The organism is Stenotrophomonas sp. AR029 (genome assembly GCF_047520695.2).
In the GTDB taxonomy this organism is placed as follows: Bacteria; Pseudomonadota; Gammaproteobacteria; order Xanthomonadales; family Xanthomonadaceae; genus Stenotrophomonas; species Stenotrophomonas sepilia.
In genome coordinates this window covers 517,421-541,381 of record NZ_JAXBQQ020000001.1, presented here as the reverse complement: position 1 = coordinate 541,381, position 23,961 = coordinate 517,421, and the positions used below count along the sequence as shown (strand labels likewise).

The window sequence follows — 23,961 nt, the reverse complement described above, 5'->3', positions numbered from 1 at the left end:
GCTCCACAGTGCCGGGTGGCATTGAAAAAGCAAAAGCCCGGGTGTTGGCCCGGGCCTTTGCAGGTGACGCTGCTGCAGGATTACTTGAACGTGTACTTGGCGCCCACGGTGAAGTAACGGCCCAGTGCACCGGAGAAGTGCATCGGGTTGTAGTTCACGCCGCCGTAGGTGGTCGGATCGAGCGGTGCGATGCGGTCGAACACGTTGGCCACCGAGGCATTGAGCTCGAAGGCGTCGGTGATGTTCCAGCGGCCGGACAGGTCGAAGGTGGTGAACGAAGAGATCTTCGTCACCGGCGTGCCATCCTCGTAGAACGCCTGGTAGTCGCCGCCACGCTTGTCGGTGTTGTCCATCTTGCTGATGTAGTTGGCAACACCGCTCACGCTCCACGCACCCTGCTTCCAGGTGGTGCCGAAGTTGATCTTGTCCTTCGGCGTACCGATGCAGTTGGTCACGTCGCAGTTGCCGTGCGTGCCGGCATAGTCGACGGTCTCATCGCCTTCGGTGCGCTCGAACTTCAGGATGTGGCTCCACTGCAGGTCCAGTTCGAGCTGGCCCGGGCCGATATCGAAGGTCTGGCGGATATCGGTGTCGATACCGCGGACTCGCGACGAACTGGCGTTCACGTAGCCGGTGTTGACGGCCAGGATGCTGCCCGAGTTGGGCACGCCACCGATGTTGTTGGAGTCACGCAGCACGTTGCCGGCCAGAATGGCCGCTGCGGTGTTGCCCTGCACGATCTCGTTGGTGCGCTTGATCTGCCAGGCATCGACGGTCATCGAGGTGGTCGAGGTCGGCTGCAGCACCAGGCCCACCGAGTAGCTCTTGGACTCTTCCGGCTTCAGGTCCTTGTTCGGGCGGGTGATGATCGCGATCGAGCGCGGTGTGCACTCGTCGGCATCGATGGCGCAACGCACCGGATCACGTGCGTTGGAGAAAGCGGCCAGGCCACCGTCACCGTTCTCGGCCGGGTTCGGCGCACGGAAGCCTTCGGCGTAGCTGGCGCGCAGTGCGATCCAGTCGGCCGGGGTCCACTTCACGCCCAGCTTCGGCGTGGCCTTGCCTTCACCGCTTTCGTACTTGTCGTAACGCACGGCGCCGGACAGTTCCAGCTGTTCCAGCACTGGTGCCGACAGTTCGACGTAGCCGGCGTACACGTTCTGGGTGCCGTCGTAGGCCGAATAGCCCAGGCCGATGATGTCACCCTGGTCGGTGTAGGTCTGCGGGGTCAGGCTGTTGCTGGTCTTGCGCCACTCGGTACCGATCGCCAGGCCCAGCGGCCCCCCCTTGAGGTCGGCCAGGCTGCGCGACACGGTGAAGTCGAACATGTCCAGGCTCGACTTGGCACGCGCGCTGATGGTCGGCGAGATGTAGTCGTACAGTGCCTGCGAGTTCAGGTTGGCGTTGTCGCCGATGCGCCAGGTACCACCGGCGCAGTTCGGATTGCCCAGCGCGCACAGCACCGAGCTGTAACGCAGGAAGCCGGTGCGCTTGTTGACCAGGTCGGTGCCCGAATGCAGGTAGGCGGTGTCATAGCTCCAGTCGCCCCAGTTGCCCTTGACGCCGACCAGGAAGCGGTTGAACTCGTTGGTATTGTTGGTCACGCGCGGGCCGACGTCCCACGCGCTGTAGCGCAGGCGCGCCGCATACGGCAGCGGGTTGTCCGGATGGCCGGCATAGAGCATCGTCGCGCCGTCACCGCTGCTGGCGTTCTTCGGGCCGCCGGGGAAGCCCCAGCCGCCGGAAACACCCGACGGGGTATTGCTGAAGATGGTTTCCTTCTTCGAGTAGCCGATCTCGGTGTAGACCTCGCCGCCTTCACCGAAGGCGAAGGTCGCACGGCCGAATACGTTGATGTACTTCTCTTCGGGGGTCAGGTCACGGAACTGCTGGGCCGGATCCCACAGGCAGCCCTGGGCCGCCGAAGAGGCCTCGGTCTGGCCCGGAATGGAGCTCAGGTTGGCGCAGCCCGGCAGGGCGACCAGATGCGGCGACGGCGCATCATTGTTGAACACCGAGCCGTTCGGGCCGACGCCGCCGTTGGTACGGCCGCTGAGGTAGGCGCCGCCGAGGAACTGTGCGTCGGTAGCGTCATAGCCCCACTGGCGTGTGTCGCCGGTACCGATCCACTTGCGGTTCTTGCGGTCGCTGATCTTGATCGCGTCGGACTTGCCGACATCCAGGCTGAAGAATGCGTTCCAGCCATCCTTGGACAGGTCGCCGGTACCGGCGGTCAGGGTGGCCTTCTTGGTATCGCCGTCGCTGTCACCGGACAGGCCGTAGGACGCACGCAGGATCGCACCTTCGAAGTCGCTGCGCAGAATGATGTTCACCACGCCGGCGATGGCATCGGAGCCGTAGATCGCCGATGCGCCGTCCTTGAGCACTTCCACGCGCTCGACGGCATCGAGCGGAATGGTGCTGAGGTCGGTGAACACCTTCTGGCCGTCGTCGGCCAGGCCGTAGGTCGCCATGCGGCGGCCATTCAACAGCACCAGCGTCGAGCCCGCACCGAGGCCGCGCAGCGAGATGCCGGCGCCGCCACCGGCGAAGCCGTTGCCGAAGGTCTTGGGAATGGAGCCGGCGCCATCGGCGGTGATCGTCTGCAGGTACTCGGCCAGCGTGGCCTTGCCACTGCGGTCGATCTCCTGGCGGCTCACCACCTGCACCGGGGACGGCGTCTCGGTGTTGGTGCGGGGGATGTTGGAGCCGGTGACCGTGATGCGGTCGAGGTTGGTGGCTTTTTCCTGCGCGAAGGCGGAGGAGGAAGCGACGGCGCCGGCCAGCAGCAGGGCGCCGCCGGTGAGGATGTGGGTGATGGACGATGCCAGGGTGGTGCGGCGGCGGCTGGCGGGCCGTTGGATCGGGTGTTTCACAGCTTCTCTCCTAACTGGAAAACCGTAGCGTTGAGGGCTGTCGCCGGATCGATACCGGGACGCGCCAATCTAGGTTTCCAGCAGGTGACGAAGTCGTGAATTTTTGCTTAATCAGTAACGCTTGCCCCTGGCATGTCCGCATTTGCCGGGCAGTGGCCGGCCCGGCGCAAGGCCGGGCCGGTGGGACGCTCAGTCCGGCAGCGAGAACTGCACCGGCACCATGCCGATGGCCGGAACCGCCACGCCGTCACGCTGGGCAGGCTCGAAGCGCCAGTGCTTGAGCACCTGCTGGCGGGCGGCCTGGTCCAGGTTGCGCGAGCCGCTGCTGCGCTCGACGCTGACCGCGACCGGCTGGCCACGGGTGTCCACTTCCACCCGCAACAGCACCGTGCCCTGTTCGTGGTTGCGCAGGGACTGGATCGGATAGGTCGGCGGCGGAGCGCTGCGGTACTGCAGCTGGGCGCCGGCCAACGGGGTGGAAGTGTCGATGCTGGGCGCCAGCTGCGGCGGAGCCGGTTCGGCGGCCGGCAATGCGATGCCCTGGGTCTCTTCCACGGTCGCGGTGGGTGCGGGCAGTGGCGGTACCACCGGCTGCGTCCGGGGCTTCGGTACCACCTGGACGATCTCTTTTGGCGGGACCGGAGCCGGCGGCGTCGGCGGTGGCGGGATCTTCTCGATCAGCCGCACCGGAGTCTTTTCACGCGGGGCCTGCACGGCCTGGTAGGTCGCAGGGATGAGCAGCAACAGGAAGGCCAGCAGGTGCAGGGCGATCGCTGCACTCCAGGCGGCGACGCGGGCGGGGTCGAAGTGCGGGGATGCAACGGGATAGGTACGAACCATGATCCACCTCCATGCCAGTGACGAAGTCCTCAACGCACCAGGGTCCGTGGCGGGGTTGCCGCACGCGGCTGGCAGTTCATCAGTAGCGCGGCATGGCGGCCACTGCCTAGAGGCAGGGGCATGCGCGTTGGGCTGGCCTTCAGCCAACGCCGCCGGAATAGACGAAAAAGGCGGGCCCCTGCGGGACCCGCCTGGGTCGGCCGTGCCGGGCGCGATCAGCGGCCCAGTTCGAACACCACGTCCAGGTTGACCGAGACGGTCGATTCACCCGGTGCGACCGGGGTGGCCTTGTCCATCGCCGCGCCGGCGGCCATGGTGCGCATCATCGGCATCGGGCGGAAACCGCCGTTGCTGTTCTCGGAAATGCTGACGATGCGGCGCACCTGCAGGCCCAGCGACCTGGCATAGGTCTGGGCGCGGGCCTGGGCCTTCTTCAGGGCGGCCAGGCGGGCTTCGTCATAGACCGGTTCGGGCTGGTCGATCTCAAACTGCGGACCGTTGATCTGGTTGGCACCCTGCGCGGCCAGCGCGTCGAGCACCTTGCCGAGCTTGGCGATGTCGCGGACCTTCAGGCTGACCGTGTTGCTGGCCTGGTAGCCGGTGATCTTCGGTGCCTCATTGTCGGCATAGCGGTACTGCGGGTTGAGGCTGACGCCGCTGGTCTGCACGTCGCGCTCGGCGATGCCGGCGGCCTTGATCGCGGCCAGCACCTTGTCCATCTGCTGGGCGTTCTGGCGCATGGCGCTGTTGCCGTCGGCTGCCTGGGTGACCACACCGGCCGACAGGGTGGCGACGTCCGGCACGCGGGTGGCCTCGGCATTGGCCGAGATGTTCAGCAGGGTGCCTTCGGCCGCGGCGGCGATCGACGGCGACGACGGAGCGGCATGAGCAGTCATCGAGGTTCCAAGGGCGAGGGACAGGGCAAGCAGCAGCGGGGTGGCGGTCAGGCGCATGGGATCTCCTTGTTGTGCCGGTGAGGGTGGTGTCGTAGCGATGAACGCGCTGTGAGCCTGATCGGGGTTGTACGCGTTCCGTAACGGGTTGCCGACGATTCAGGTGGCGGCCTCAGGTTATGCTGTGCCGATGCTCTATCTTGCTTCCCGCTCCCCCCGACGCAACCAGCTGCTGGCCCGACTCGGACGCCCCTTCCAGGCCCTTGAACTGGAGGTCGTCGAGCAGCGCGCGGCCACTGAAAGCGCCGAACAGTATGTATGCCGGGTCGCCGCCGACAAGGCGCGCGCCGGGTTGGCCCGGGTGCTGGCCGACGACCCGCAGGCGCGGGTGCTTGGTTCGGATACCGAGGTCGTGCTGGATGGCGAGGTCTTCGGCAAGCCGGTCGATGCCGCTGACGCGCGGGCGATGCTGGCGCGGCTGGCCGGGCGCACCCACCAGGTGATGACCGCCGTGGTGGTGGTCGGTGCGGGCGGCCTGGACAGCGAGCTGGTCATTTCCGAGGTGACCTTCGCCCCGATCGACGCCGCCGACATCGCCGCCTATGTCGCCACCGGCGAGCCGCTGGACAAGGCCGGTGCCTACGCCATCCAGGGCGGGGCCGAACGCTGGATCGAACATCTTTCCGGCAGCTACTCCGGCGTGATGGGGCTGCCGCTGCTGCATACCGATCGTCTGCTGGCGCGCTGTGGCGTGCCGGTCCCCACTGCCGATGCCGCCAGGGAGGCTGCCGATGTCTGAGGAAATCCTGGTCAATGTGACCCCGCGCGAGACCCGGGTCGCGGTGATCGAAAACGGCATGCTGCAGGAACTGCACATCGAGCGCGGTTGGCGCCGTGGCGTGGTCGGCAACATCTACAAGGGCAAGGTGCAGCGGGTCATGCCCGGCATGCAGGCCGCCTTCGTCGAAGTCGGCCTGGAGCGCGCCGCGTTCCTGCACGCCAACGACGTGGTGCGCCCGGCACCGGTGGCCAGCGCCGACACCGAGAACACCACCCTGCCGCCGCCGGCCAGCGTGCCGATCGTCGAGCTGCTGCGTGACGGCCAGGACATCGTGGTGCAGGTGGTGAAGGACCCGATCGGCACCAAGGGCGCCCGCCTGACCACGCAGATCAGCATTCCCTCGCGCTACATGGTGCTGCTGCCGCAGTCCAAGGTAGTGGGCGTGTCGGCGCGCATCGAGGACGAAACCGAGCGCGCCCGCCTGAAGGCGCTGGTGACCGAACTGTCGGCACAGCATGGTGGCTACGGTTACATCGTGCGGACCAACGCCGAAGGGCAGCCGGCCGAGGCCATCGCCGAGGACATCGCCTACCTGTCGCGCGTGTGGAACGTGGTCGAGCGCCGCGGCCGCGAAGCACCGTCGTGCAGCATCATCTATGAAGACCTGAGCCTGCCGCTGCGGTCCGTGCGCGACCTGATCCGCAAGGACGTGGACAAGGTGAAGGTGGACTCGAAGGAGACCTTCGGCCAGCTGCAGGCCTTCGTCGCCAAGTACATGCCGGTGCTGGCCGAAAAGCTGGAGCTGTATTCCGGCGACCGCCCGATCTTCGACATGTTCGGCGTGGAAGACGAGATCGGCCGCGCGCTGGACAAGCAGGTGCCGCTCAAATCCGGTGGCTACCTGGTGATCGACCAGACCGAGGCGATGACCACCATCGACGTCAATACCGGCTCGTTCCTCGGCCAGCGCAACCTGGAAGAGACGGTGTTCCGCACCAACCTGGAAGCGGCGCAGGCAGTGGCGCGTCAGCTGCGGCTGCGCAACCTGGGCGGCATCATCATTATCGACTTCATCGATATGGATGATGCAGAGCATCGCCGTCAGGTGCTGCGCACGCTGGAAAAGGCGCTGGCCCGCGACCATGCCAAGACCACGGTGTACGACTTCTCGCCGCTGGGCCTGGTGGAGATGACCCGCAAGCGCACGGTCGAAAGCCTGGAGCGCCAGCTGTCGGAAACCTGCCCGCAGTGCAGCGGCCGCGGCAGCATCAAGACCACCGAGACGGTGACCTACGAGATCTTCCGCGAGATCACCCGTGCCGTGCGCCAGTTCGATGCCGCGCGCCTGCTGGTGATCGCATCGACCAAGGTGGTCGCGCGCATCACCGATGAGGAATCCTCGGCGGTGGCCGAGCTGGAAGAGTTCCTCGGCAAGAGCATCCGCTTCCAGGCGGACGAGCAGTACCTGCAGGAGCAATTCGATGTCGTTCTGCTCTGATCCTCGCCGGCTGCAGGCCGGCGGTGGCCGATGAGCGCGCCGCCGCGCCTGCGACTGCGAAGGATCCGCCGTCATTTCATTGCCGCCTGTGCGGTGGGCCTGGTCGGGCTTGCACTGCTGGTGGGCACCTTCAGCCAACTGCTGCCGCTGGCCGAGCGTCATCCCGACAGGATCGCCGCCTGGCTGAGCGAGCGGGCTGGCCAGCCGGTGCGTTTTGACCAGCTGCAGACGACCTGGACCCGTCGTGGCCCGCTGCTGCAGCTGAAGGGCCTGCGCATCGGTGCCGGGCAGGGCCTGGCGATCGGCGAGGCCGAGGTGCTGGTATCGATGTACAGCGGGCTGCTGCCCGGGCGCTCGCTGACCGAATTGCGCCTGCGTGGCCTGGCCCTGGACCTGCAGCAGGGCGAAGACGGACGCTGGTCGGTGCGCGGGTTGCCGCAATCCGACAACGGGGGGGATCCGCTGGATGCGTTGCGCCGGCTCGGCGAGCTGCAGGTGATCGGCGGCCGCCTGGGCGTGCACGCGCCGGGGATCGGCATCGACACCACGCTGCCGCGCATCGACCTGCGCATGCGGGTCAATGGTGATCGCCTGCGCGTGGGTGTACGCGCCTGGGCCGATGCACAAGCGCTGCCGCTGACCGCGGTACTGGACGTGGACCGTGCGCGTGGCAACGGCCAGGCCTGGCTCGGCGCCGACCCGGTCGATTTCCATGCCTGGTCGCCCTTGCTGGCGGCCGGCGGCGTGCGCCTGCGCGAGGGCAAGGGCGAGCTGAACCTGTGGCTGACCCTGCGTGATTTCGCGCCGGTCGCGCTGACCACCGATTCGGACCTGCGGGACGTGCGCGTCGACGGTGCACCGATGCCCGGCGTGGCAGCGCCGCAGCTGCAGCTGCAGCGGCTGCAGGCCCGCCTGCGCTGGCAGCGCCAGGCCGATGGCTGGGCGTTGCAGGTGCCGCGCCTGCGCCTGAAGACCGAAGATGGCGCACAGCAGCTCGATGGCCTGCAGCTGCAGATCGGCAAGCAGCTGCGGGTGAACGCCGGTGCGGTGCAGGCCGGCATCGCACTGCGTGCGCTGGCTCTGAGTGATCGCCTTGAGCCGGGCCTGCGTCGCTGGCTGTTCCTGTCCAGGCCGCAGCTGGACGTGCGCGCGTTGCAGCTGTCGGGCGAACACGATGGCCCCCTGTGGGCGCAGGGTGAACTGCAGTCGCTGGGTTTCGCCAGCGTGGGCAACTCGCCCGGCCTGCGCGGCCTGGGCGGGCGCTTTGAAGGCGACGCCGATGGCTTCAGCCTGCAGCTGCAGCCGCAACGGCAGCTGCAGTTCGATTGGCCGACCGGCTTTGGCGTGCGGCATGACCTGCATCTGGCCGGACAGGTCGTGGGGTGGCGCGACGAGGGCGGCGGTTGGCGGATCGGAACGCCGGCCATGCGCGTGGAAGGCACCGACTACGCGGCCGACGTGCGCGGCGGCGTCTGGTTCCAGGGCGACGGTACGCGGCCGTGGCTGCAGCTGGCCGCGAAGCTGGACGACGTGCCGATGACGGCGGCCAAGCGCTTCTGGATCCACTCCAAGATGAGCAAGGGCGCCACCGACTGGCTGGACATGGCACTGGCCGGCGGCCAGGTGCGTGGGGGTGTCGGCCTGGTCACCGGTGACCTGGACGACTGGCCGTTCGACAACAATGATGGCCGCTTCGAGGCCACCGGCCACATCACCAATGGCGACATCCGCTTCCAGCACGACTGGCCGCTGATGAGCCAGGTCGACGCCGACATCGCCTTCATCGGCCCTGGCTTCGACATGCGTGGACGGGGTGATCTTGCCGGCGTGGCGGTACAGAAATTCGAAGCGGGCATTCCGGACTTCGGGCACCAGCCGTTGTACGTACGTGCCGACGCGCCGAGCGAGGCCGGCAAGCTGCTGGCGATGCTGCGCCAGAGCCCGTTGCACAAGGATTACGGCGATACGCTGGACAACCTGGTCGCCAGTGGTCCGGCGCATGTGACTTTCGATCTGCTGCAGCCGCTGCACCACGATGAAGGCGGTGGTCATCTGCAGGGGACGGTCGACCTGACCGGCGTGAAGCTGGTCGACAAGCGCTTCCAGCTGGCCTTCGACAACATGCGAGGGCAGGCGCGCTACAGCAATGGCGGCTTCGGCGCTGAGGAACTGGCGGTGCGCCACCTCGGCCAGGATGGCCGCCTGAGCCTGCGCGCTGGTGGCTACGTGCACGACAGCACGCGGGCTTTCGAATCGCAGCTGACGGCGCATCTTGATGCGGGCGTACTGATCGACCGCGCACCGGAAATGACCTGGCTCAAGCCCTACATCACCGGCACTTCAGCGTGGACCATCGCGGTCAACCTGCCCAAGGTGGCCCCGGGGGCGCCCGCGCCGCCGAGTGAACTGCGGTTGAGTTCGGACCTGGTCGGCACCCGGCTGGACCTGCCGGCACCGCTGGACAAGCCGGCCGCCGAAGCGCTGGCGACCACGGTGGCCGCGCAGTTGCCGATGGGCGCCGGCCGCATCGATGTGGCCTTCGGCCAGCGCCTGGCCCTGGCCGCACGCAGCCACAACAACCAGACCGGCGTGCAGGTCACGCTGGGCAGTGATCATGTTGATCGTGAGCCGCCGCCGAGCGGGCTGACGGTCAATGGCCGCAGCGCGACGCTGGATGCGCTGGAGTGGATCGGCCTGGCGCGGGGTGGCGGGGACGACGATGCGATGCCGCTGCGAGCGGTGGACGTGCAGGTTGGCCAGTTGAAGCTGATCGGCGGCGTGTTCGAGCAGACCCGGCTGCAGCTGCACCCGGGCTCACAGGCACTGGATGTGCGGCTGGACGGCCCGTCGCTGGCCGGACGCCTGACTGTCCCCAATGCGGACGGTGGCACGATCAGTGGCCAGCTTGACCGCGTGCACTGGCAGTCACTGCCGGCGGCACCGGGCGCGCCGGTTGCACCGGCGCGGGTACAGGCCGGTGCCAACGACATGGACCCGGCCAAGCTGCCGCCGTTCGCGCTGGACATTGCCGACCTGAAGTTCGGCAAGGTGGTGCTGGGCCAGGCGGTGCTGCGCACGCGACCGTTGGCCAATGGCCTGAACGTGGATGCGCTGCGTTTCCGTGCGCCGGACCAGGAGATCGACATCAGCGGTCGCTGGCTGGGCCGGACCGGTGGTGCCCGAACCGAGTTGACCGCACAGGTGCGCAGCGAGGATCTGGGTGGGTTGATGCAGAATCTTGATTACGGCGGCCAGTTGCGCGGCGGTTCCGGCCAGGCGCAGTTGCAGGCCTCGTGGAGCGGAGGCCCGTCGGACTTCCAGCTGGGCAACCTGCAGGGCAGTCTCGACCTGCACGCGCGCAATGGCCAGCTGCTGGAGCTGGAGCCAGGCGCCGGCCGCGTGCTGGGCCTGCTCAGCGTCGCGCAGCTGCCGCGGCGCCTGATGTTCGACTTCCGCGACTTTTTCTCCAAGGGCTTCGCGTTCAACCAGATCGACGGCAGCATGCAGTTCGGCCAGGGCATGGCGCGCACCGACAAGGTGCTGATCGAAGGCCCGGCGGCCAACATCACCATCCGTGGCCAGGCTGACCTGCGCAACCAGCGGTTCGACCAGACCATCGACGTCAACCCGCGCGCGGGCAACCTGCTGACCGTGGTCGGTGCGGTGGCCGGCGGCCCGGTGGGGGCCGCGCTGGGCGCGGCCACCAATGCGGTATTGTCCAAGCCGCTGGGCGAGATTGGCGCCCGAACCTACAAGGTGACCGGTCCATGGAAGGAACCGAAGGTGGAAGTGATCGAGCGCAGCCGCGACAAGACCCCATCACCGCCCGTGCCGGCGTCTGCACCGGCCATTCCGCCGACCGTCACCGACCTGCCGCGCTCGCGCTGAGCGCGGTTCCCTGTTCACGGGGCTTGCCTGAGCGCCCCCGCACCCCCAGATCGAAACCATGACTGATATCGCCCTGACGCTTGCCCAAGACCGCCTGCTTCGCCCCGGCGGCCTGGATACCGCTGGCCTTGAGCGCACCTTCGGCCAGTTGCTCGGCCCCGGTGTCGACTTCGGCGACCTTTATTTCCAGCACGCCCGCCGCGAGAGCTGGAGCGTGGAAGACGGCATCGTCAAGGACGGTGCCCATTCCATCGAGCAGGGGGTGGGCGTACGTGCGATTTCCGGCGAGAAGACCGGATTTGCGTACTCCGATGACATCCATGCCGACGCGCTGCTGGCGGCGGCGCAGTCGGCGCGCGCGATCTCGCGTGAGGGCGGTGCGCAGTCCGGGCGATCGCTGCTGCGCGGCAATGCGCGCGCACTGTACCCGGCGCTGGACCCGATCGATGGTATCGGCAACGAAGCCAAGGTCGAGGTGCTCAAGCGCCTGGATGGTTACCTGCGTGCCGCCGACCCGCGCGTGAGGCAGGTGATGGTGAGCCTGTCCGGCGGCGTCGATACGGTGCTGATCGCCCGCAGCGACGGTGTGCTGGCGGCCGATGTGCGTCCGCTGGTACGCCTGAATGTGCAGGTGATCGTCGAGCACAACGGCCGTCGCGAGTCCGGCTATGCCGGTGGCGGTGGCCGTTATGGCTACGAAGACCTGTTTGCCAGCGGCCGCCCCGAAGCCCTCGCCCAGGAAGCGCTGCGCCAGGCGCTGGTGAACCTGGAAGCAGTGCCGGCGCCGGCCGGCATGATGCCGGTGGTGCTCGGCCCGGGTTGGCCGGGCGTGCTGCTGCACGAAGCGGTCGGCCACGGCCTGGAAGGCGACTTCAACCGCAAGGGCACCAGCGTCTACGCCGGCCGCATCGGCGAGCGTGTGGCGGCACCGGGGGTGACCATCGTCGACGACGGCACCCTCGACGGCCGCCGCGGTTCGTTGAACATCGACGATGAAGGCCACCCCAGCCAGTGCACCACGCTGATCGAGGACGGCATCCTGGTCGGCTACATGCAGGACAGCCTCAATGCGCGGCTGATGGGCATGGCCCCGACCGGCAACGGGCGCCGCGAATCGTTCGCGCACCTGACCATGCCACGCATGACCAACACCTACATGCGCGCCGGCGAGCACGATCCGCAGGAGATGATCCGTTCGGTGAAGAAGGGCCTGTACGCGGTCAACTTCGGCGGTGGCCAGGTCGACATCACCAGTGGCAAGTACGTGTTCTCGGCCACCGAGGCCTACCTGATCGAGGACGGCCGCATCACCACGCCGGTTAAGGGCGCGACCCTGATCGGCAACGGCCCGGAAACCATGCAGAAGGTGCGCATGGTCGGCAATGACCTGGCCCTGGACGAGGGCGTGGGCATCTGCGGCAAGGACGGGCAGAGCGTGCCCGTGGGGGTCGGCCAGCCCTCGCTGTTGATCGAGGGCATCACCGTCGGCGGTACCCAGGCCTGAGCGTGGCGATGGCCACAGCAACCGCCCGGGCCGACGCGGACTCAGTCCTCGTCGGCTTCGCCGGTCCCGATGTGGTCGGTGTCTTCGGCGCCGGCCTTCAGGCCCAGCGCGGCCGGCAGCATCAGGCCGCGCAGCACCTGGAAGATCTCGCGGTAAGCGCGCGGCGGCTTGTTCCTGGCCTTCTCGGCCTGCGCGTTGCGTACCAGCGTGCGCAGCTGCTGGCGGTCGGCCTGCGGATAGTCATCGAGCAGAGCGGCCAGTGCCTTGTCACCCTCGGCCAGCAGGCGGTCGCGCCAGTCTTCCACGCGGTGCATCATCGCCACTTCGCGGCGGCCGGTTTCGCTGTTGGCGTCCAGCGCATCGCGGATCGCATCCAGCGTGGCCTCTTCTTCGCGGCGCATGTGCTTGGCCAGGAACGCCAGTTGGCGCTTGTGGGCGATGTGGGCGGTGATGCGCTTGCACTCGGCAATGTGCGGCAGCAGGTCTTCCGGAATCGGCAGGCGCGCCAGCTGGGCCGGGGTCAGCGACACCAGCTTCTCACCCAGGGCCAGCACGTCGAGTGCATCGCGCCGGTTCTGGCTGCGGCTCTTGTCGTGGAATTCACCGGTTTCTTCGTCGCGTCCGCGCATCGTCCCTACCTGATTTCAAAAAAAGTCGCCCGGCGTGATGCCGGGCCCAACCCGTACAGGATAAAGCATTGAACGTGATCGCCCCTGAAGTGGCCGTCGGCGACGACAGCCTGGCCCGGCTGGAACGGCTGGCCGACCTCTCCCAGCAGCTGCTCGACCGCGCCCGCGCGCTGGGCGCCAGCCAGGCCGAGGTCAGCTGCAGCGAGGATCGGGGCCTGGAGGTCAATGTCCGCCTCGGCGAGGTCGAGACTGTGCAGTCCACCCGTGACCGTGGCATCGCCGTGACCGTCTATTTCGGGCAGCGCAAGGGCAGTGCCAGCACTGGCGACCTGAACGAGGCCAGCCTGGCCGCTACGGTCGAGCAGGCCTGCGCGATTGCCCGGCATACCGAGGATGACCCGGCCGCCGGCCTGGCCGAGGCCGCGCTGATGGCCACCGACTTCCCGGACCTGGATGGCTGGCACCCGTGGGCGCTGCAGGCCGATGAGGCGGTGGACCTGGCCCTGGCCTGCGAGGCCGCTGGCCGCGAGGCCGATGCGCAGATCCGCAATTCCGATGGCGCTTCCGTATCGAGCATGCAGAGCCTGTCGGTGTACGCCAATTCGCATGGCTTCTTCGGTCGTGAGCGAGGCACCCACCATTCGGTCGGCTGCGCGCTGATCGCCGGGCAGGGCGACGGCATGCAGCGCGATGGCTGGTATACCAGCGCGCTGGCACAGGGGGACCTGGAAGACGTGGGTCTGGTCGGCCGCCGCGCCGCCGAGCGCACCGTGGCCCGCCTGCAGCCGCGTTCGTTGGCCACTGGCAGCATGCCGGTGCTGTTCGCCCCGGAAGTGGCGCGCAGCCTGGTCGGCCACCTGCTGTCGGCAGTGTCCGGCGGCGCGTTGTACCGCCAGGCCAGTTTCCTGCTGGACAGCGTCGGCCAGCGCCTGTTCCCGGAGTGGATGCAGATTGACGAACTGCCGCACCTGCGCCGCGGCCTGCGCTCGGCCGCCTTCGACGGCGACGGCGTGGCCACCCGTGCTTCGGCGCTGGTCCGTGACGGCGTGCTGCAGCGCTATGTGCTGGGCAGCTATTCGGCGCGCAAGCTGGGCCTGCAGACCACCGCCAATGCTGGCGGTGTGCACAACCTGCAGCTGGCGGCCAATGCCGGCTCGCTCGAAGAGATCGCCCGACAGATGGGTGACGGCCTGCTGGTGACCGAGCTGATGGGGCAGGGTGTGAACGGGGTGACCGGCGACTATTCGCGCGGCGCCGGCGGCTTCCGTGTCGAGAACGGCGAGATCCAGTACCCGGTGGACGGCGTCACCATCGCCGGCAACCTGCGCGAGATGTTCAGCAGCATCGAGGCGGTCGGCAGCGACGTCGACCCGCGCTCGCACATCCGGACCGGCTCGATCCTGCTGGGGCGGATGACCATTGCCGGTAATGATTGATGGCGTCGATGGCGTAAGCTATGCCCGCCTGACGCAACCGGCTTGGTGCTGGTGGGTCAAGACCACCCAATGAAAAGGAGTTTTGTCGTGAGTGAATTCGATAACGTCCCGCCGCCGCCGGCAACCACCAATGCCCCGGCCGACCAGCGCACCATGGCGCTGGCCGCGCACCTGCTGGGCATCTTCACCTGGTTCATCGGCCCGCTGATCATCTGGCTGATCAACAAGGATGACGCCAGCAAGTCCTTCGTGACAGACCAGGCCAAGGAAGCGCTGAACTTCCAGATCACCATCACCATCGCGATGCTGATCTGCATCGTGCTGACCATCGTGATCATCGGCGGCATCCTGGCGCCGATCGTCGGCATCCTGAACCTGGTGTTCTGCATCATCGCCGCCGTGAAGGCCAACAACGGCGAAGCCTACCGCTACCCGTTCGCGCTGCGCCTGATCAAGTAATTCCGGCCGCACGCGCAAACAGGAACGCCCGGCATTGCCGGGCGTTCCTGTTTGGCGGCAGCATCACGCCAGCGATCAGTGATCGCGTTCCACCGCCAGCGTGGCCAGCGCGCGCAGCGCGTCGGCCTCTTCGCCATGGCCGGCCAACGTAGCCTGCATGCGTGCGGCCAGTTCGCGCAGCTGCGCCTTCGCACCGTCCATGCCGAGCAGCGCGGGGAAGGTGCTCTTGTCCTGCGCCTGGTCCTTGCCGGCGGTCTTGCCCAGCTGTTCGGAACTGGCTTCGACATCGAGGATGTCATCGCGGACCTGGAAGGCCAGGCCGAGCGCGTCGGCGAAGCCGTCCAGCTGGGCCAGCTGTGGTTCGTGGGCCTGGCCGCACAGCGCTCCCATGCGCACCGCTGCACGGATCAGCGCGCCGGTTTTCAGCGCGTGCATGCGGGTCAGTGCCGCCAGCGTCTGCTGCTGGCCGGTGGCATCGATGTCCAGCGCCTGGCCGCCGCACATGCCGGAGGCACCGGAGGCGTGGGCCAGGGTCTGCAGGCAGGCCACGCGCAGCGTGGCGGGCAGTGGCGCATCGGCCAGCAGGCCGAAGGCACGGGTCTGCAGGGCGTCGCCGGCCAGGATCGCGGTGGCTTCGTCGAAGGCGATGTGGGTGGTCGGCTTGCCGCGGCGCAGCGCGTCATCGTCCATGGCCGGCAGGTCGTCGTGCACCAGCGAATAGGCGTGGATGAGCTCGACGGCCATCGCCGCTGCGTCAAGGCTTTCAGGCTGCGCGCCGAACAGGTGCCCGCTGGCATACACCAGCAGCGGGCGCATGCGCTTGCCACCGCCCAGCACCGAATAGCGCATGGCCTGGTGCAGGCGCTGCGGTGCTTCGGCAGGCGAGGGCAGGGCAGCGTCGAGCTGGCTTTCGATACGGTCGCGCCAGCGCGCGAACAGAACCTCAGCCGTCATGGCTGGGCGGATCGAAAGGTTCGGATGCTTCCGGCTGCGCCGGATCGCTGAGCAGGCGCACGCGCAGTTCGGCCTGTTCCAGCGCCTGCTGGCACTGGCGGTACAGACCGACGCCGCGTTCGTAAGCACTGAGCGAGGCTTCCAGGCTCAGCTCGCCGGTTTCCATCTGCTCCACCAGCTGTTCCAGCGATTCGAGCGACTGCTCGAACTGGGCGACCGGGGAGGCGTTTTCGGGGGACTTCTTGGCCATGCGGCAAGTGTGGACGGGCTGCGCGCGGGGGTCAATTCACCAGCCGCCGGGACGCCACTGCAGCTGCGCGTCGTGGGCCTGCAACCAGGCCTGCAGGGGAGCTGCGATGACCACGTCGGCGGCGGCAAGCAGCTGGGGCCCATCGAAGATCAGCGGCAGCTGGGCCCGCCGCCAGGGGGCCAAGTGCTCGCGTTGCAGGCAGTCCTTCAGCGCATGCGAATGCGGGCGGCCGGGCAGCACGATGCGCTCGCCACCCACGCGTGCACGGACCTGAAGCGGGCGTTCGAAGGCCACGGCGCCCTGCAGGCGCAATTGGCCACCATCGGGCAGCGGCAGGGGGGCACGCCCATCCCATTCGGCCTGCCATCCGCAGGGCAGCGATGGCAGCTGCGCGGGCAGCAGATAGGCGTGATCGCGCCATTGCTGGATGGCATGCTCGTGCCAGCGCAGCCGCGCCTGGCGATCGTTGCTGGCCGGCAGCAGTTCGTGCAGACCCTGCTGCAGTACCGTGGCCGGCAGTGGGGCGGCACCATGGCCGATCACCCAGGCGCGCAGCACGCGCGCGGCGCGTCCCGGTGACACCTGACGCAGCAACTGCAGCGACAGCACGCGTGGTGCCACTTCCAGGTGCGCGATCAGCTCGGCGTCTTCCTCGTCCAGCAGAGCACGGGTCTGCCCGCAGTGCATTGCGCTGCCCGCCAATGCCGCAGCCGCATGCGGCCAGCGCTGGCGCAGCAACGGCAGCACCTGCAGGCGCAGGAAGTTGCGATCGGCGTGGTCGTGGCCATTGCTGGGGTCTTCGATCCAGCGCAGCGCGTGCTGCCGCGCGTAGTCGAGCAGTGCGCTGCGTGGCACCGCCAGCAGCGGCCGCCATAGAGGCTGTTCGCCAAGGCGGCTGTGTGCGGACATCGCGGCAAGGCCATCGACGCCGGATCCGCGCAGGGCCCGCAGCAGGAAGGTCTCGGCCTGGTCGTCCTGGTGCTGCGCCAGTGCCAGTGTTTCGCCGTCGCGCAGTTCGGCGGCGAACGCTGCACGTCGTGCCTGCCGCGCCGCGCCTTCAAGGCCGAGGCCCGCGCGCTTGTCGACCTGCACGTGATGCACGGCCAGTTCAATGCCCAGTGCCGCGCATTGCTGCTGGCAATGCAGCACCCAGGCGTCCGCATCGGCCTGCAGGCCATGGTGTACGTGCACCGCACGCAGCGCCGTGCCGGAGGCCTGTGCGCAGCGCCACAGCCAGTGCAGCAGCACGGTCGAGTCGACACCGCCGCTGTAACCCACCAGCAGCGGCGCATCCAGCGGAACGAGGGCAGGGAAGGCAGTCACGGCGGCAAGTATAGGGTGGGGTTTGCTTGGCAGGGCTGCGCCCTGCACCTGCTACGAGCCAGAGCAACAGCAACAGCAACAGCAACAGCAACAGCAACAGCAACAGCAACAGCTGGTCTGCTGAGGGATGGCGGGGTGGGTCCGGTTGCGGGGGACGCTGCAAGTACGTCCATGTAAGCTCGGTCGCCGCATCCATGCGGCTCACGCCCCCGCAACCGGACCCACCCCGCCTTCGACAGTTTCCTGCGAACTGTCGGATCTGACCCCCGGATTCAATTCGATATCTGACAGATCTGATCCATGCATGGCGTGGACGGTCCAACCGTCACCGGAAATCTGTCGGGGGTGGGGCGGTGTGGGTGGGCAGGACCGTTGGCGCCATGGATGGCGCCATCGAGCCCCCAAGGACGGGTTTACGGCGTGTCCTGACCAGCCACACCGCCCCGCCCAACTCACAGAAAACCAGAGCCGCTTTTGATCTTGATTTGGCTTCGGCTTGGGCTTGGGCTTCGGCTTCGGCAGGTGCAGGGCGCAGCCCTGCCGAAACCCTACTTCACCCGGCGGCCCGCGCGGTCGATGCGGAACCGCTCTCCGCCTTCCATCGGCGTGTGGCCATCGGCATCCGGCATGCCACGCCGGCACCCGTTGCAGACCTCGGCCACGCCATCCTGGAACGGCCAGGCGAAATCGAAGGTGCCCGGCACCACCTGGCGGAATTCCAGATCGAAGTAGCTCACGCGATTGCCGACGCGGCCGCGCAGCAGGCCTTCCTGCGGCGTTTCCGGGCCGTTGTCCCAGGTAAGCACCGGCAGGCTGTGGCCCGTGCGGTCGACGTAGTGGAAGCCCTGGTCGGCATACACCACGGCCAGGCCGTGGTCGTCGTAGTTCAGGTCCTTCAGCGTATCGGCGCTGATCTTCAGCCGGTGATCGACCACCTCGCAGTTGGGGAGCGGCCACAACCCGTGTTCGTCGGTCAGCAGCTTGCATGCCGGTGCCTGTGCCTGTGCATTGGCACTGACCAGCACGCCAAGCATTGCCAGCGACCGCGCAAAGCGGCCGCTGGCAGGGGCAGGGCGGGCCTGCCGCGCGATCACTTGGCCTCGGCCTTGCGTTCGAAGGCCGTCGGTGCCGGCAACTGCACAGGGACGCCCTTGTCATCGCAGGTGCCGGCCTGGCACAGGCGCTCGCGCAGGGCTGGGGTGGCCTGCACGATCATGTGGTAGATCGCGTTCTGTTCCAGCGTGCCGCGGATCGCCTTGCTGCCCGGGCCACGTGCCCAGATGCCGACGTCCTCACCACCATGCGATTCGGACTTCATCGGCACCAGCGCTTCCTGCATGTAGTCCGGATGCTCGGTGTCGACCTCGCGCAGGTTCGGGCGACCGTTGGCCGGTTCGAAGCTGCTTGGGTTGTGCGGGTAGCGCTTCGGCCCGGCCGGCTGCTGGTTGCTGCTGCCGGTGTGGCCTGGGCCGTTGGCGTAGCTCAGCGTGGTGTACGGCTGGCCGGTACCGTCCAGGGCGTAGTCCAGCTTGCCGGCGCCGTCTTCACCGCCCTTGTCCTTCACCTTGCCCAGGATCGGGTTGCCGCGTGCCGGGTAGCCGACGAAGTTCAGCGTGTGCGAGTGGTCGGCGGTGACGATGATCAGGGTGTCGTCGGCCGAGGTCAGCTCGTTGGCCACGCGCACCGCATCGGACAGCGCCACGGTCTCGGTCAGTGCACGGTAGGCATTGCCGCTGTGGTTGGCGTGGTCGATGCGCGCGCCTTCGATCATCAGTACGTAGCCTTCCGGGTGCCTTGAAAGGTTCTTGATCGCCGCTGCGGTCAGTTCGGCCAGGCTCGGCTCACCGCCCGGATCCTGCGGGCGCTCGTACTCGTAGCGCATGTGGTCCGGTTCGAACAGGCCAAGGATGGCCGGCGCATTGGCGGCCGCGGCCAGCTGCTTGCTGTTCCAGACATAGGCACCCTGCGGATGCGCCTGCTGCCATTCCTGGACCAGGCTGCGGCCGTCCAGGCGCTGGCCGACCTTGTCGTCGTATTCCGGGTCGCGCTCTTCCACGGTGGTGAACTCACCACGGCCGCCACCAAGGGCGACAAGCGGGCCGCGCCCATAGCGCGAGGTCGACAGCAGCTGCTGGGCGATGTCCTTGCAGCCGGCCGCCTTGGCCGCTTCAGTCAGGTCGGTGTCGTTTTCCCAGTTGCGCTCGGGCGAGTGCGCGTAGGTGGCAGCCGGGGTGGCATGGGTCAGGCGTGCGGTGGAGACCACGCCGGTGGCCAGGCCGGCGCTGTCGGCCAGCTGCAGCCAGGTCAGCAGGCCCTTGGACAGGCTGTCGGCACAGTCGGTGCGGCTTCCGGCACTGACGCCGATCGCGCCCATGTGGGTCTTCACGCCGGTGGTGATGGCGGTCATGGTGCCGGCCGAATCAGGCGTCTGCGAATCGGTGTTGTAGGTCTTGCTGAACGCCGTGGCCGGGAAGCGTTCCCAGGACAGCAGGTTCTCCTCGCCGGAGCCGCCCTTGCGCTGGCCCTCGTAGATGCGCGAGGCGGCCACGGTGGTCAGGCTCATGCCGTCACCGAGGAACAGGATGACGTTCTTGGCCTTGCCGGACATCGCACCATTGGCCGCAGCCTGGGCGGCCCCGCTGCGGTACCACCACTGCGGGGTCTCGCCGGCCGGATGGGCGACGGGATCGACGGTGACCTTCAGGCCGGCCGGGGCGGACGCGGGGGCGGAGCTGGCGCAGGCGCCCAGCAGAAGGGTGGTGGCGCAGGCGGCCAACAGGGAGACGGAACGACGCATGGACGCTGGGATCTCACAAACTGTAACGGGACATTCATTATGCCCGCCCCAGCAAGGCACGCCGATGACACACTGATTTGCCGGCCGGGCGGTCGTTCTGCGGGCTGCCTTGGGCTATCGTGCCAGCATCCCTTCCTTCCCTCTGGATTGCCTATGACGCTGGTCTCTGCCTGGCTGCGGATTCCGTTCTGGCAGCGCGTGGTCGGTGGCTTCGTGCTCGGCGCGCTGGCCGGCTGGGCGCTCGGCCCCGCCGCGGAAACGTGGTTCGGCCCGCTCGGCGAGCTGTACGTCACCCTGATCAAGATGATCGCCGTGCCACTGGTGTTCTTCGCGGTCATCAACGCGATCTCGTCGCTGCACGGGCAGAAGTCCGTGGCCGCGCTCAGTGGGCGCACCTTCCTGTGGTTCGTGATTACCGCTGCGCTGGCAGTGTGTGTCGGCCTGGCCGTGGGTACGGTGCTGCAGCCCGGCGCGGGTGGCCTGCAGTTGTCGATGGCCAGCAACTACGTGCCGCGCGAAGTGCCCAGCGTGGTGCAGGTGCTGCTGGACGTGGTGCCTGCCAATGTCTTCTATGCGCTGTCCGGCATCGGCACCAAGGTCAACGCGGCCGGTGAGACCGTGCTGGCTGCGGGTCGCGGCTCGATCCTGCCGGTGATCTTCTTCGCCGGCCTGGTGGGCTTTGCCATCGTCAAGCTGGGCGAGAAGGTGACCGAGGCGCGCAAGCTGGTTGGCCAGATGAGCGACATCATGATCCAGGTGACCCGCTTCGTGCTGGAAGTCACCCCGATCGGCACCTTCGGCCTGATCGCAGGCCTGGTCGGCAGCTATGGGTTCGAGAAGCTGCTGCCGCTGGGCCATTTCGTGCTGGCGTTGTACGTGGCCTGTGCGCTGCACATCGTGGTGGTCTACAGCGCGCTGCTGCTGGCGCACGGCCTGAACCCGCTGAAGTTCTTCCGTGGCGCCGCACCGGGCATGCAGGTTGCGTTCGTCAGCTCGTCCAGCTTCGCTGCGATGCCGGTGGCGCTGCGTTCGATCACCCACAACCTGGGCGTGAACAAGGACTACGGTTCGTTCGCGGTGCCGCTGGGCGCCAGCATCAAGATGGACGGCTGCGGCGCGATCTATCCGGCGCTGTGCGCGGTGTTCATTTCGCAGTACAGCGGCGTGCCGCTGACCCCGGAGCAGTACGTGGTGGTGCTGATCGCCTCGGTGCTGGGCAGCTTCGGCACCGCCGGCGTGCCGGGTACTGCGGTGATCATGGCCACGGTGGTGCTGAGCGCAGCCAATCTGCCGCTGGAGACCATCGGCTACCTGTATGCCATCGACCGCATCCTGGACATGATGCGCACGATGACGAATGTGACCGGCCAGATGCTGGTGCCGGTGCTCGTGGCCAAGGAGACCGGGTTGCTCGACCAGGCGGTGTATGACAATCCGTCCAGCAATGTGGGCGTGGACGATCCTGACCCGACACCGCCACGCGCCTAAGGTTGCGTGGAGATGAAAGGCCCGCCCTGACCCGGCGGGCCTTTTGTTTGGGAGCTGGTTGGCGCGGTGGCGGCCAAGGCGGGTCCTGGTAGATCCACGCCATGCGTGGATGGAGGCAGTGCCGACCAACGGTCGGCACCCACCAGGGCAGGCGGCGCGATGCCGACCAAGGTCGGCACCTACCGGGGGCGCAAACAAAAAAGCCGCTGCGGGGCAGCGGCTTTTTGTCTTTCAGGCGGCGCCGTAGCGCCAGCGGGTCAGAGGTCGACCCGGCGGGCCTGCATGAACTTGTTGCCCCAGTAGCCACTGAGCAGGGTGTCCACGCGGACGTCCTTGCCGGAGCTCGGTGCGTGCAGGAAGCGGCCGTCGCCGACATAGATGCCGACGTGGTCGACGCGGCCCTTGCGGCCGAAGAACACCAGGTCACCTGCGGCCAGCGCGGTGCGGTCGTTGATCAGTTCGGCGTTGTCATCGTGGGCCATCTCGCGCGAGACGCGCGGCAGCTCGATGCCCAGGGCCGAACGGAACACATAACCGACCAGGCCGCTGCAGTCGAAACCGCTGTCCGGGTTGCTGCCACCCCAACGGTACGGGGTGCCCAGCAGGGTCATCGCGCGGCGCAGCAGCGACTGCACCTTGCCGTTGTCGGCGGCGGTACCGACAACGCTGCCATTGGCGGCGCTGCTGGTGTCGTAATTGGCGAGCAGGCGGCTGAGGTCGCCGGCCACCACGGCCGAGCGGTCCATCAGCGGAATGGTGTCGTTGGCGGCCAGGTGCGGCAGCAGGGCGGCCAGCGTGGCGCTGGCGGCGGCATCGACGCGGCTGCGCTGCGGAGCGGCAGCCTCGGCCTTGGCGGCCGGTCGGGCGGCGCTCTCGGCCACCGGGGCCGGGGGCACATCGGAACGGTTCGGAGCGGTCTGCGACCAGGCCGGAAGGCTGGTCAGGCACAGTGCCAGGCCAAGCAACAACGGGCGGGCACTGCGTGAAGATACGGAAGTCTGGCCTTCGCTTTTCAGGTCGTCAGTCGTCACGCGTCGGTCACAGGAAAAAAACGATGGGGCATCATGCCCTGTAAAAGCGCCGATAAGTTAAAAATTCCGTTAGTAAAACGTTATTGCGGTAGTGATTTCCGTCACAGTTTTGAACATATCGCCTGTTCATTTTAGCGAAGGACGCGTTTCGCCCCCGTGTAGTGGTCTTTCCAATAGGGGCCGCTGAGCGAGTCGAGGCGTACCGTTCCGCCGGTACTCGGCGCGTGCACGAAACGCCCCTCACCTACATAGATGCCGACATGGGTGACGCTGCCTCGGCTGCCGAAGAACACCAGATCGCCGGTGGCCAGGCGCTGCGGATCGATCTTCGGGCCCTGTACCGCGGCCAGGTCGCGCGAGGTGCGCGGCAGTCGCAGGTCCAGCATTTCCCGATAGACATAGGCGACCAGGCCGCTGCAGTCGAAGCCCGAATCCGGGGTATTGCCGCCATAGCGGTAGGGCGTGCCGACCAGGCTGATGGCCCGCATCAGCACCGAGTTGGCGGCCTCGGGGTTGTCCGGCACGGTCTTCGGCCAGTTCGCCGTCGGCGGCGGCGGCGCCGGGCGGGTGGCCTTGCCGCCTCCACAGGCGGTCATCAACACGGGCAGGGCCAGCAGCAGGGCCGGGGCGAGAAACCGGCGCGGGCCGGACGAAACTGGCGTGATGTGCATGATCTCCGGATAATGCGCCACCTTGGATTGGCCGTCATGATGGCGGCGTCCCCGCCGGGCGACAACCCGCCCCAACCCGCCTGCCTCCGGCAGATCCAGACAGAGTTGCGCATGAAGATCGAAAAAGACCGCGTTGTCCGCTTCCACTACACCGTTTCCGAAGTCGGCCAGGAGCCGATCGAGTCGTCCAAGGACCGCGGCGAGCCGCTGGCGATCCTGATCGGCCACGGCAACATCATCCCGGGCCTGGAAAACGCCATGATGGACAAGGAAGCCGGCGCGACCTTCAACGTCGACGTCAAGGCGGCCGATGCCTACGGCGAGCGTCGTGAAGGCCTGTCCCAGCGCGTGCCGAAGAAGCACTTCGGCAACACCAAGCTGGCCCCGGGCCAGCAGGTCGTGCTGCAGACCAACTTCGGCCCGCGTGCGGTGACCGTGCAGAAGGTCGGCATGAGCGTCGTCGACGTCGACCTGAACCACCCGATGGCCGGCAAGGACCTGCACTTCGACGTCGAGATCGTCGACGTGCGCGAAGCCGGCAAGGAAGAGATCGACCACGGCCACGTCCACGGCGACGGTGGTCACCAGCACTGATCGCAGCGCGATCGTGATGGACGCAGCGGCCCGCTTCGGCGGGCCGTTG

General features: G+C 67.7%; 19 protein-coding genes. 8 read left to right on the top strand and 11 right to left on the bottom strand.

The window, feature by feature from the left end; genetic code table 11:
- Window positions 1-80: 80 nt before the first annotated feature.
- From ACM0PB_RS02555 to ACM0PB_RS02545, 3 genes are all read right to left on the bottom strand, one after another.
- The gene (locus ACM0PB_RS02555) at window positions 81-2,876 is read right to left on the bottom strand and encodes a TonB-dependent receptor (protein WP_065185490.1); all 2,796 of its coding nucleotides are present in this window, start codon (window positions 2,874-2,876) and stop codon (window positions 81-83) included.
- A gap of 189 nt (window positions 2,877-3,065) precedes the next feature.
- A complete protein-coding gene (locus tag ACM0PB_RS02550; protein WP_005418094.1) occupies window positions 3,066-3,716 on the bottom strand; it encodes an energy transducer TonB in 651 nt (216 codons plus the stop codon).
- Window positions 3,717-3,931: 215 nt separating this feature from the next.
- Window positions 3,932-4,669: an SIMPL domain-containing protein gene (locus ACM0PB_RS02545; RefSeq protein ID WP_005418081.1), complete on the bottom strand. Its 738-nt coding sequence runs from the start codon at window positions 4,667-4,669 to the stop codon at window positions 3,932-3,934.
- Between the two features lie 130 nt (window positions 4,670-4,799).
- Between ACM0PB_RS02545 and ACM0PB_RS02540 the strand changes: the two genes are divergently transcribed.
- The 4 genes from ACM0PB_RS02540 to tldD are packed head-to-tail and all read left to right on the top strand — an operon-like array spanning window position 4,800 to window position 12,280.
- The gene (locus ACM0PB_RS02540) at window positions 4,800-5,408 is read left to right on the top strand and encodes a Maf family nucleotide pyrophosphatase (RefSeq protein WP_065185491.1); all 609 of its coding nucleotides are present in this window, start codon (window positions 4,800-4,802) and stop codon (window positions 5,406-5,408) included.
- Window positions 5,401-6,888: a ribonuclease G gene (rng, locus tag ACM0PB_RS02535; RefSeq protein ID WP_005418079.1), complete on the top strand. Its 1,488-nt coding sequence runs from the start codon at window positions 5,401-5,403 to the stop codon at window positions 6,886-6,888. The genes ACM0PB_RS02540 and rng overlap by 8 nt, the downstream gene beginning before the upstream one ends.
- 30 nt (window positions 6,889-6,918) lie before the next feature.
- Window positions 6,919-10,776 carry a YhdP family protein gene (locus tag ACM0PB_RS02530; protein WP_065185492.1) on the top strand — a complete coding sequence of 1,286 codons (3,858 nt, stop codon included), beginning with the start codon at window positions 6,919-6,921 and terminating at the stop codon, window positions 10,774-10,776.
- Window positions 10,777-10,834: 58 nt separating this feature from the next.
- Complete coding sequence (gene tldD, locus ACM0PB_RS02525) at window positions 10,835-12,280, top strand: metalloprotease TldD (protein WP_005418077.1); 1,446 nt, start codon at window positions 10,835-10,837, stop codon at window positions 12,278-12,280.
- A gap of 41 nt (window positions 12,281-12,321) precedes the next feature.
- Here the strand turns inward: tldD and yjgA are convergent, their stop codons facing one another.
- A complete protein-coding gene (gene yjgA, locus ACM0PB_RS02520; RefSeq protein ID WP_005418075.1) occupies window positions 12,322-12,909 on the bottom strand; it encodes a ribosome biogenesis factor YjgA in 588 nt (195 codons plus the stop codon).
- A 68-nt stretch (window positions 12,910-12,977) separates the two neighbouring features.
- On the opposite strand from yjgA, the gene pmbA reads away from it, so the two are divergent.
- Window positions 12,978-14,345, top strand: coding sequence for a metalloprotease PmbA (gene pmbA / locus ACM0PB_RS02515; RefSeq protein ID WP_070488917.1), 1,368 nt, complete (start codon window positions 12,978-12,980; stop codon window positions 14,343-14,345).
- Between the two features lie 87 nt (window positions 14,346-14,432).
- The gene (locus ACM0PB_RS02510; protein ID WP_065179227.1) at window positions 14,433-14,804 is read left to right on the top strand and encodes a DUF4870 domain-containing protein; all 372 of its coding nucleotides are present in this window, start codon (window positions 14,433-14,435) and stop codon (window positions 14,802-14,804) included.
- Between the two features lie 75 nt (window positions 14,805-14,879).
- Here ACM0PB_RS02510 and ACM0PB_RS02505 read toward each other — a convergent pair whose 3' ends face one another.
- The 5 genes from ACM0PB_RS02505 to ACM0PB_RS02485 form a co-directional block, all read right to left on the bottom strand.
- The gene (locus ACM0PB_RS02505; protein ID WP_053498934.1) at window positions 14,880-15,758 is read right to left on the bottom strand and encodes a polyprenyl synthetase family protein; all 879 of its coding nucleotides are present in this window, start codon (window positions 15,756-15,758) and stop codon (window positions 14,880-14,882) included.
- Entirely contained in the window at window positions 15,748-16,008 is a 261-nt protein-coding gene (locus tag ACM0PB_RS02500) for an exodeoxyribonuclease VII small subunit (RefSeq protein ID WP_005410522.1), read from the bottom strand. Before ACM0PB_RS02500 ends, ACM0PB_RS02505 begins: the two co-directional genes overlap by 11 nt.
- A gap of 36 nt (window positions 16,009-16,044) precedes the next feature.
- A complete protein-coding gene (gene tilS / locus ACM0PB_RS02495) occupies window positions 16,045-17,331 on the bottom strand; it encodes a tRNA lysidine(34) synthetase TilS (RefSeq protein ID WP_196768684.1) in 1,287 nt (428 codons plus the stop codon).
- Window positions 17,332-17,879: 548 nt separating this feature from the next.
- Entirely contained in the window at window positions 17,880-18,425 is a 546-nt protein-coding gene (locus ACM0PB_RS02490) for a WG repeat-containing protein (RefSeq protein WP_065185495.1), read from the bottom strand.
- The gene (locus ACM0PB_RS02485) at window positions 18,422-20,128 is read right to left on the bottom strand and encodes an alkaline phosphatase (RefSeq protein WP_065185496.1); all 1,707 of its coding nucleotides are present in this window, start codon (window positions 20,126-20,128) and stop codon (window positions 18,422-18,424) included. Before ACM0PB_RS02485 ends, ACM0PB_RS02490 begins: the two co-directional genes overlap by 4 nt.
- Before the next feature lie 153 nt (window positions 20,129-20,281).
- Between ACM0PB_RS02485 and ACM0PB_RS02480 the strand changes: the two genes are divergently transcribed.
- Window positions 20,282-21,616 (top strand): dicarboxylate/amino acid:cation symporter, encoded by a 1,335-nt coding sequence (locus ACM0PB_RS02480; protein ID WP_065185497.1) that lies wholly within the window; start codon window positions 20,282-20,284, stop codon window positions 21,614-21,616.
- A 257-nt stretch (window positions 21,617-21,873) separates the two neighbouring features.
- Here the strand turns inward: ACM0PB_RS02480 and ACM0PB_RS02475 are convergent, their stop codons facing one another.
- Together ACM0PB_RS02475 and ACM0PB_RS02470 are read right to left on the bottom strand one after the other, a co-directional pair.
- Window positions 21,874-22,647, bottom strand: coding sequence for a C40 family peptidase (locus ACM0PB_RS02475; protein ID WP_053497133.1), 774 nt, complete (start codon window positions 22,645-22,647; stop codon window positions 21,874-21,876).
- 131 nt (window positions 22,648-22,778) lie between these two features.
- Window positions 22,779-23,318 carry a C40 family peptidase gene (locus tag ACM0PB_RS02470; protein ID WP_005418044.1) on the bottom strand — a complete coding sequence of 180 codons (540 nt, stop codon included), beginning with the start codon at window positions 23,316-23,318 and terminating at the stop codon, window positions 22,779-22,781.
- A gap of 111 nt (window positions 23,319-23,429) precedes the next feature.
- On the opposite strand from ACM0PB_RS02470, the gene ACM0PB_RS02465 reads away from it, so the two are divergent.
- Window positions 23,430-23,912, top strand: coding sequence for an FKBP-type peptidyl-prolyl cis-trans isomerase (locus ACM0PB_RS02465; protein WP_005418041.1), 483 nt, complete (start codon window positions 23,430-23,432; stop codon window positions 23,910-23,912).
- Window positions 23,913-23,961: the final 49 nt, after the last annotated feature.

Excerpts from the sequence above, each read along its gene's own strand:
- ACM0PB_RS02485 (WP_065185496.1), bottom strand. The coding sequence starts at position 20,128 with ATGCGTCGTTCCGTCTCCCTGTTGGCCGCCTGCGCCACCACCCTTCTG.
- ACM0PB_RS02505 (WP_053498934.1), bottom strand. The coding sequence starts at position 15,758 with ATGACGGCTGAGGTTCTGTTCGCGCGCTGGCGCGACCGTATCGAAAGC.
- yjgA (WP_005418075.1), bottom strand. The coding sequence starts at position 12,909 with ATGCGCGGACGCGACGAAGAAACCGGTGAATTCCACGACAAGAGCCGC.
- ACM0PB_RS02480 (WP_065185497.1), top strand. The coding sequence starts at position 20,282 with ATGACGCTGGTCTCTGCCTGGCTGCGGATTCCGTTCTGGCAGCGCGTG.
- ACM0PB_RS02540 (WP_065185491.1), top strand. The coding sequence starts at position 4,800 with ATGCTCTATCTTGCTTCCCGCTCCCCCCGACGCAACCAGCTGCTGGCC.
- ACM0PB_RS02470 (WP_005418044.1), bottom strand. The coding sequence starts at position 23,318 with ATGCACATCACGCCAGTTTCGTCCGGCCCGCGCCGGTTTCTCGCCCCG.
- ACM0PB_RS02500 (WP_005410522.1), bottom strand. The coding sequence starts at position 16,008 with ATGGCCAAGAAGTCCCCCGAAAACGCCTCCCCGGTCGCCCAGTTCGAG.
- rng (WP_005418079.1), top strand. The coding sequence starts at position 5,401 with ATGTCTGAGGAAATCCTGGTCAATGTGACCCCGCGCGAGACCCGGGTC.
- ACM0PB_RS02550 (WP_005418094.1), bottom strand. The coding sequence starts at position 3,716 with ATGGTTCGTACCTATCCCGTTGCATCCCCGCACTTCGACCCCGCCCGC.
- ACM0PB_RS02545 (WP_005418081.1), bottom strand. The coding sequence starts at position 4,669 with ATGCGCCTGACCGCCACCCCGCTGCTGCTTGCCCTGTCCCTCGCCCTT.
- ACM0PB_RS02465 (WP_005418041.1), top strand. The coding sequence starts at position 23,430 with ATGAAGATCGAAAAAGACCGCGTTGTCCGCTTCCACTACACCGTTTCC.
- ACM0PB_RS02530 (WP_065185492.1), top strand. The coding sequence starts at position 6,919 with ATGAGCGCGCCGCCGCGCCTGCGACTGCGAAGGATCCGCCGTCATTTC.
- tldD (WP_005418077.1), top strand. The coding sequence starts at position 10,835 with ATGACTGATATCGCCCTGACGCTTGCCCAAGACCGCCTGCTTCGCCCC.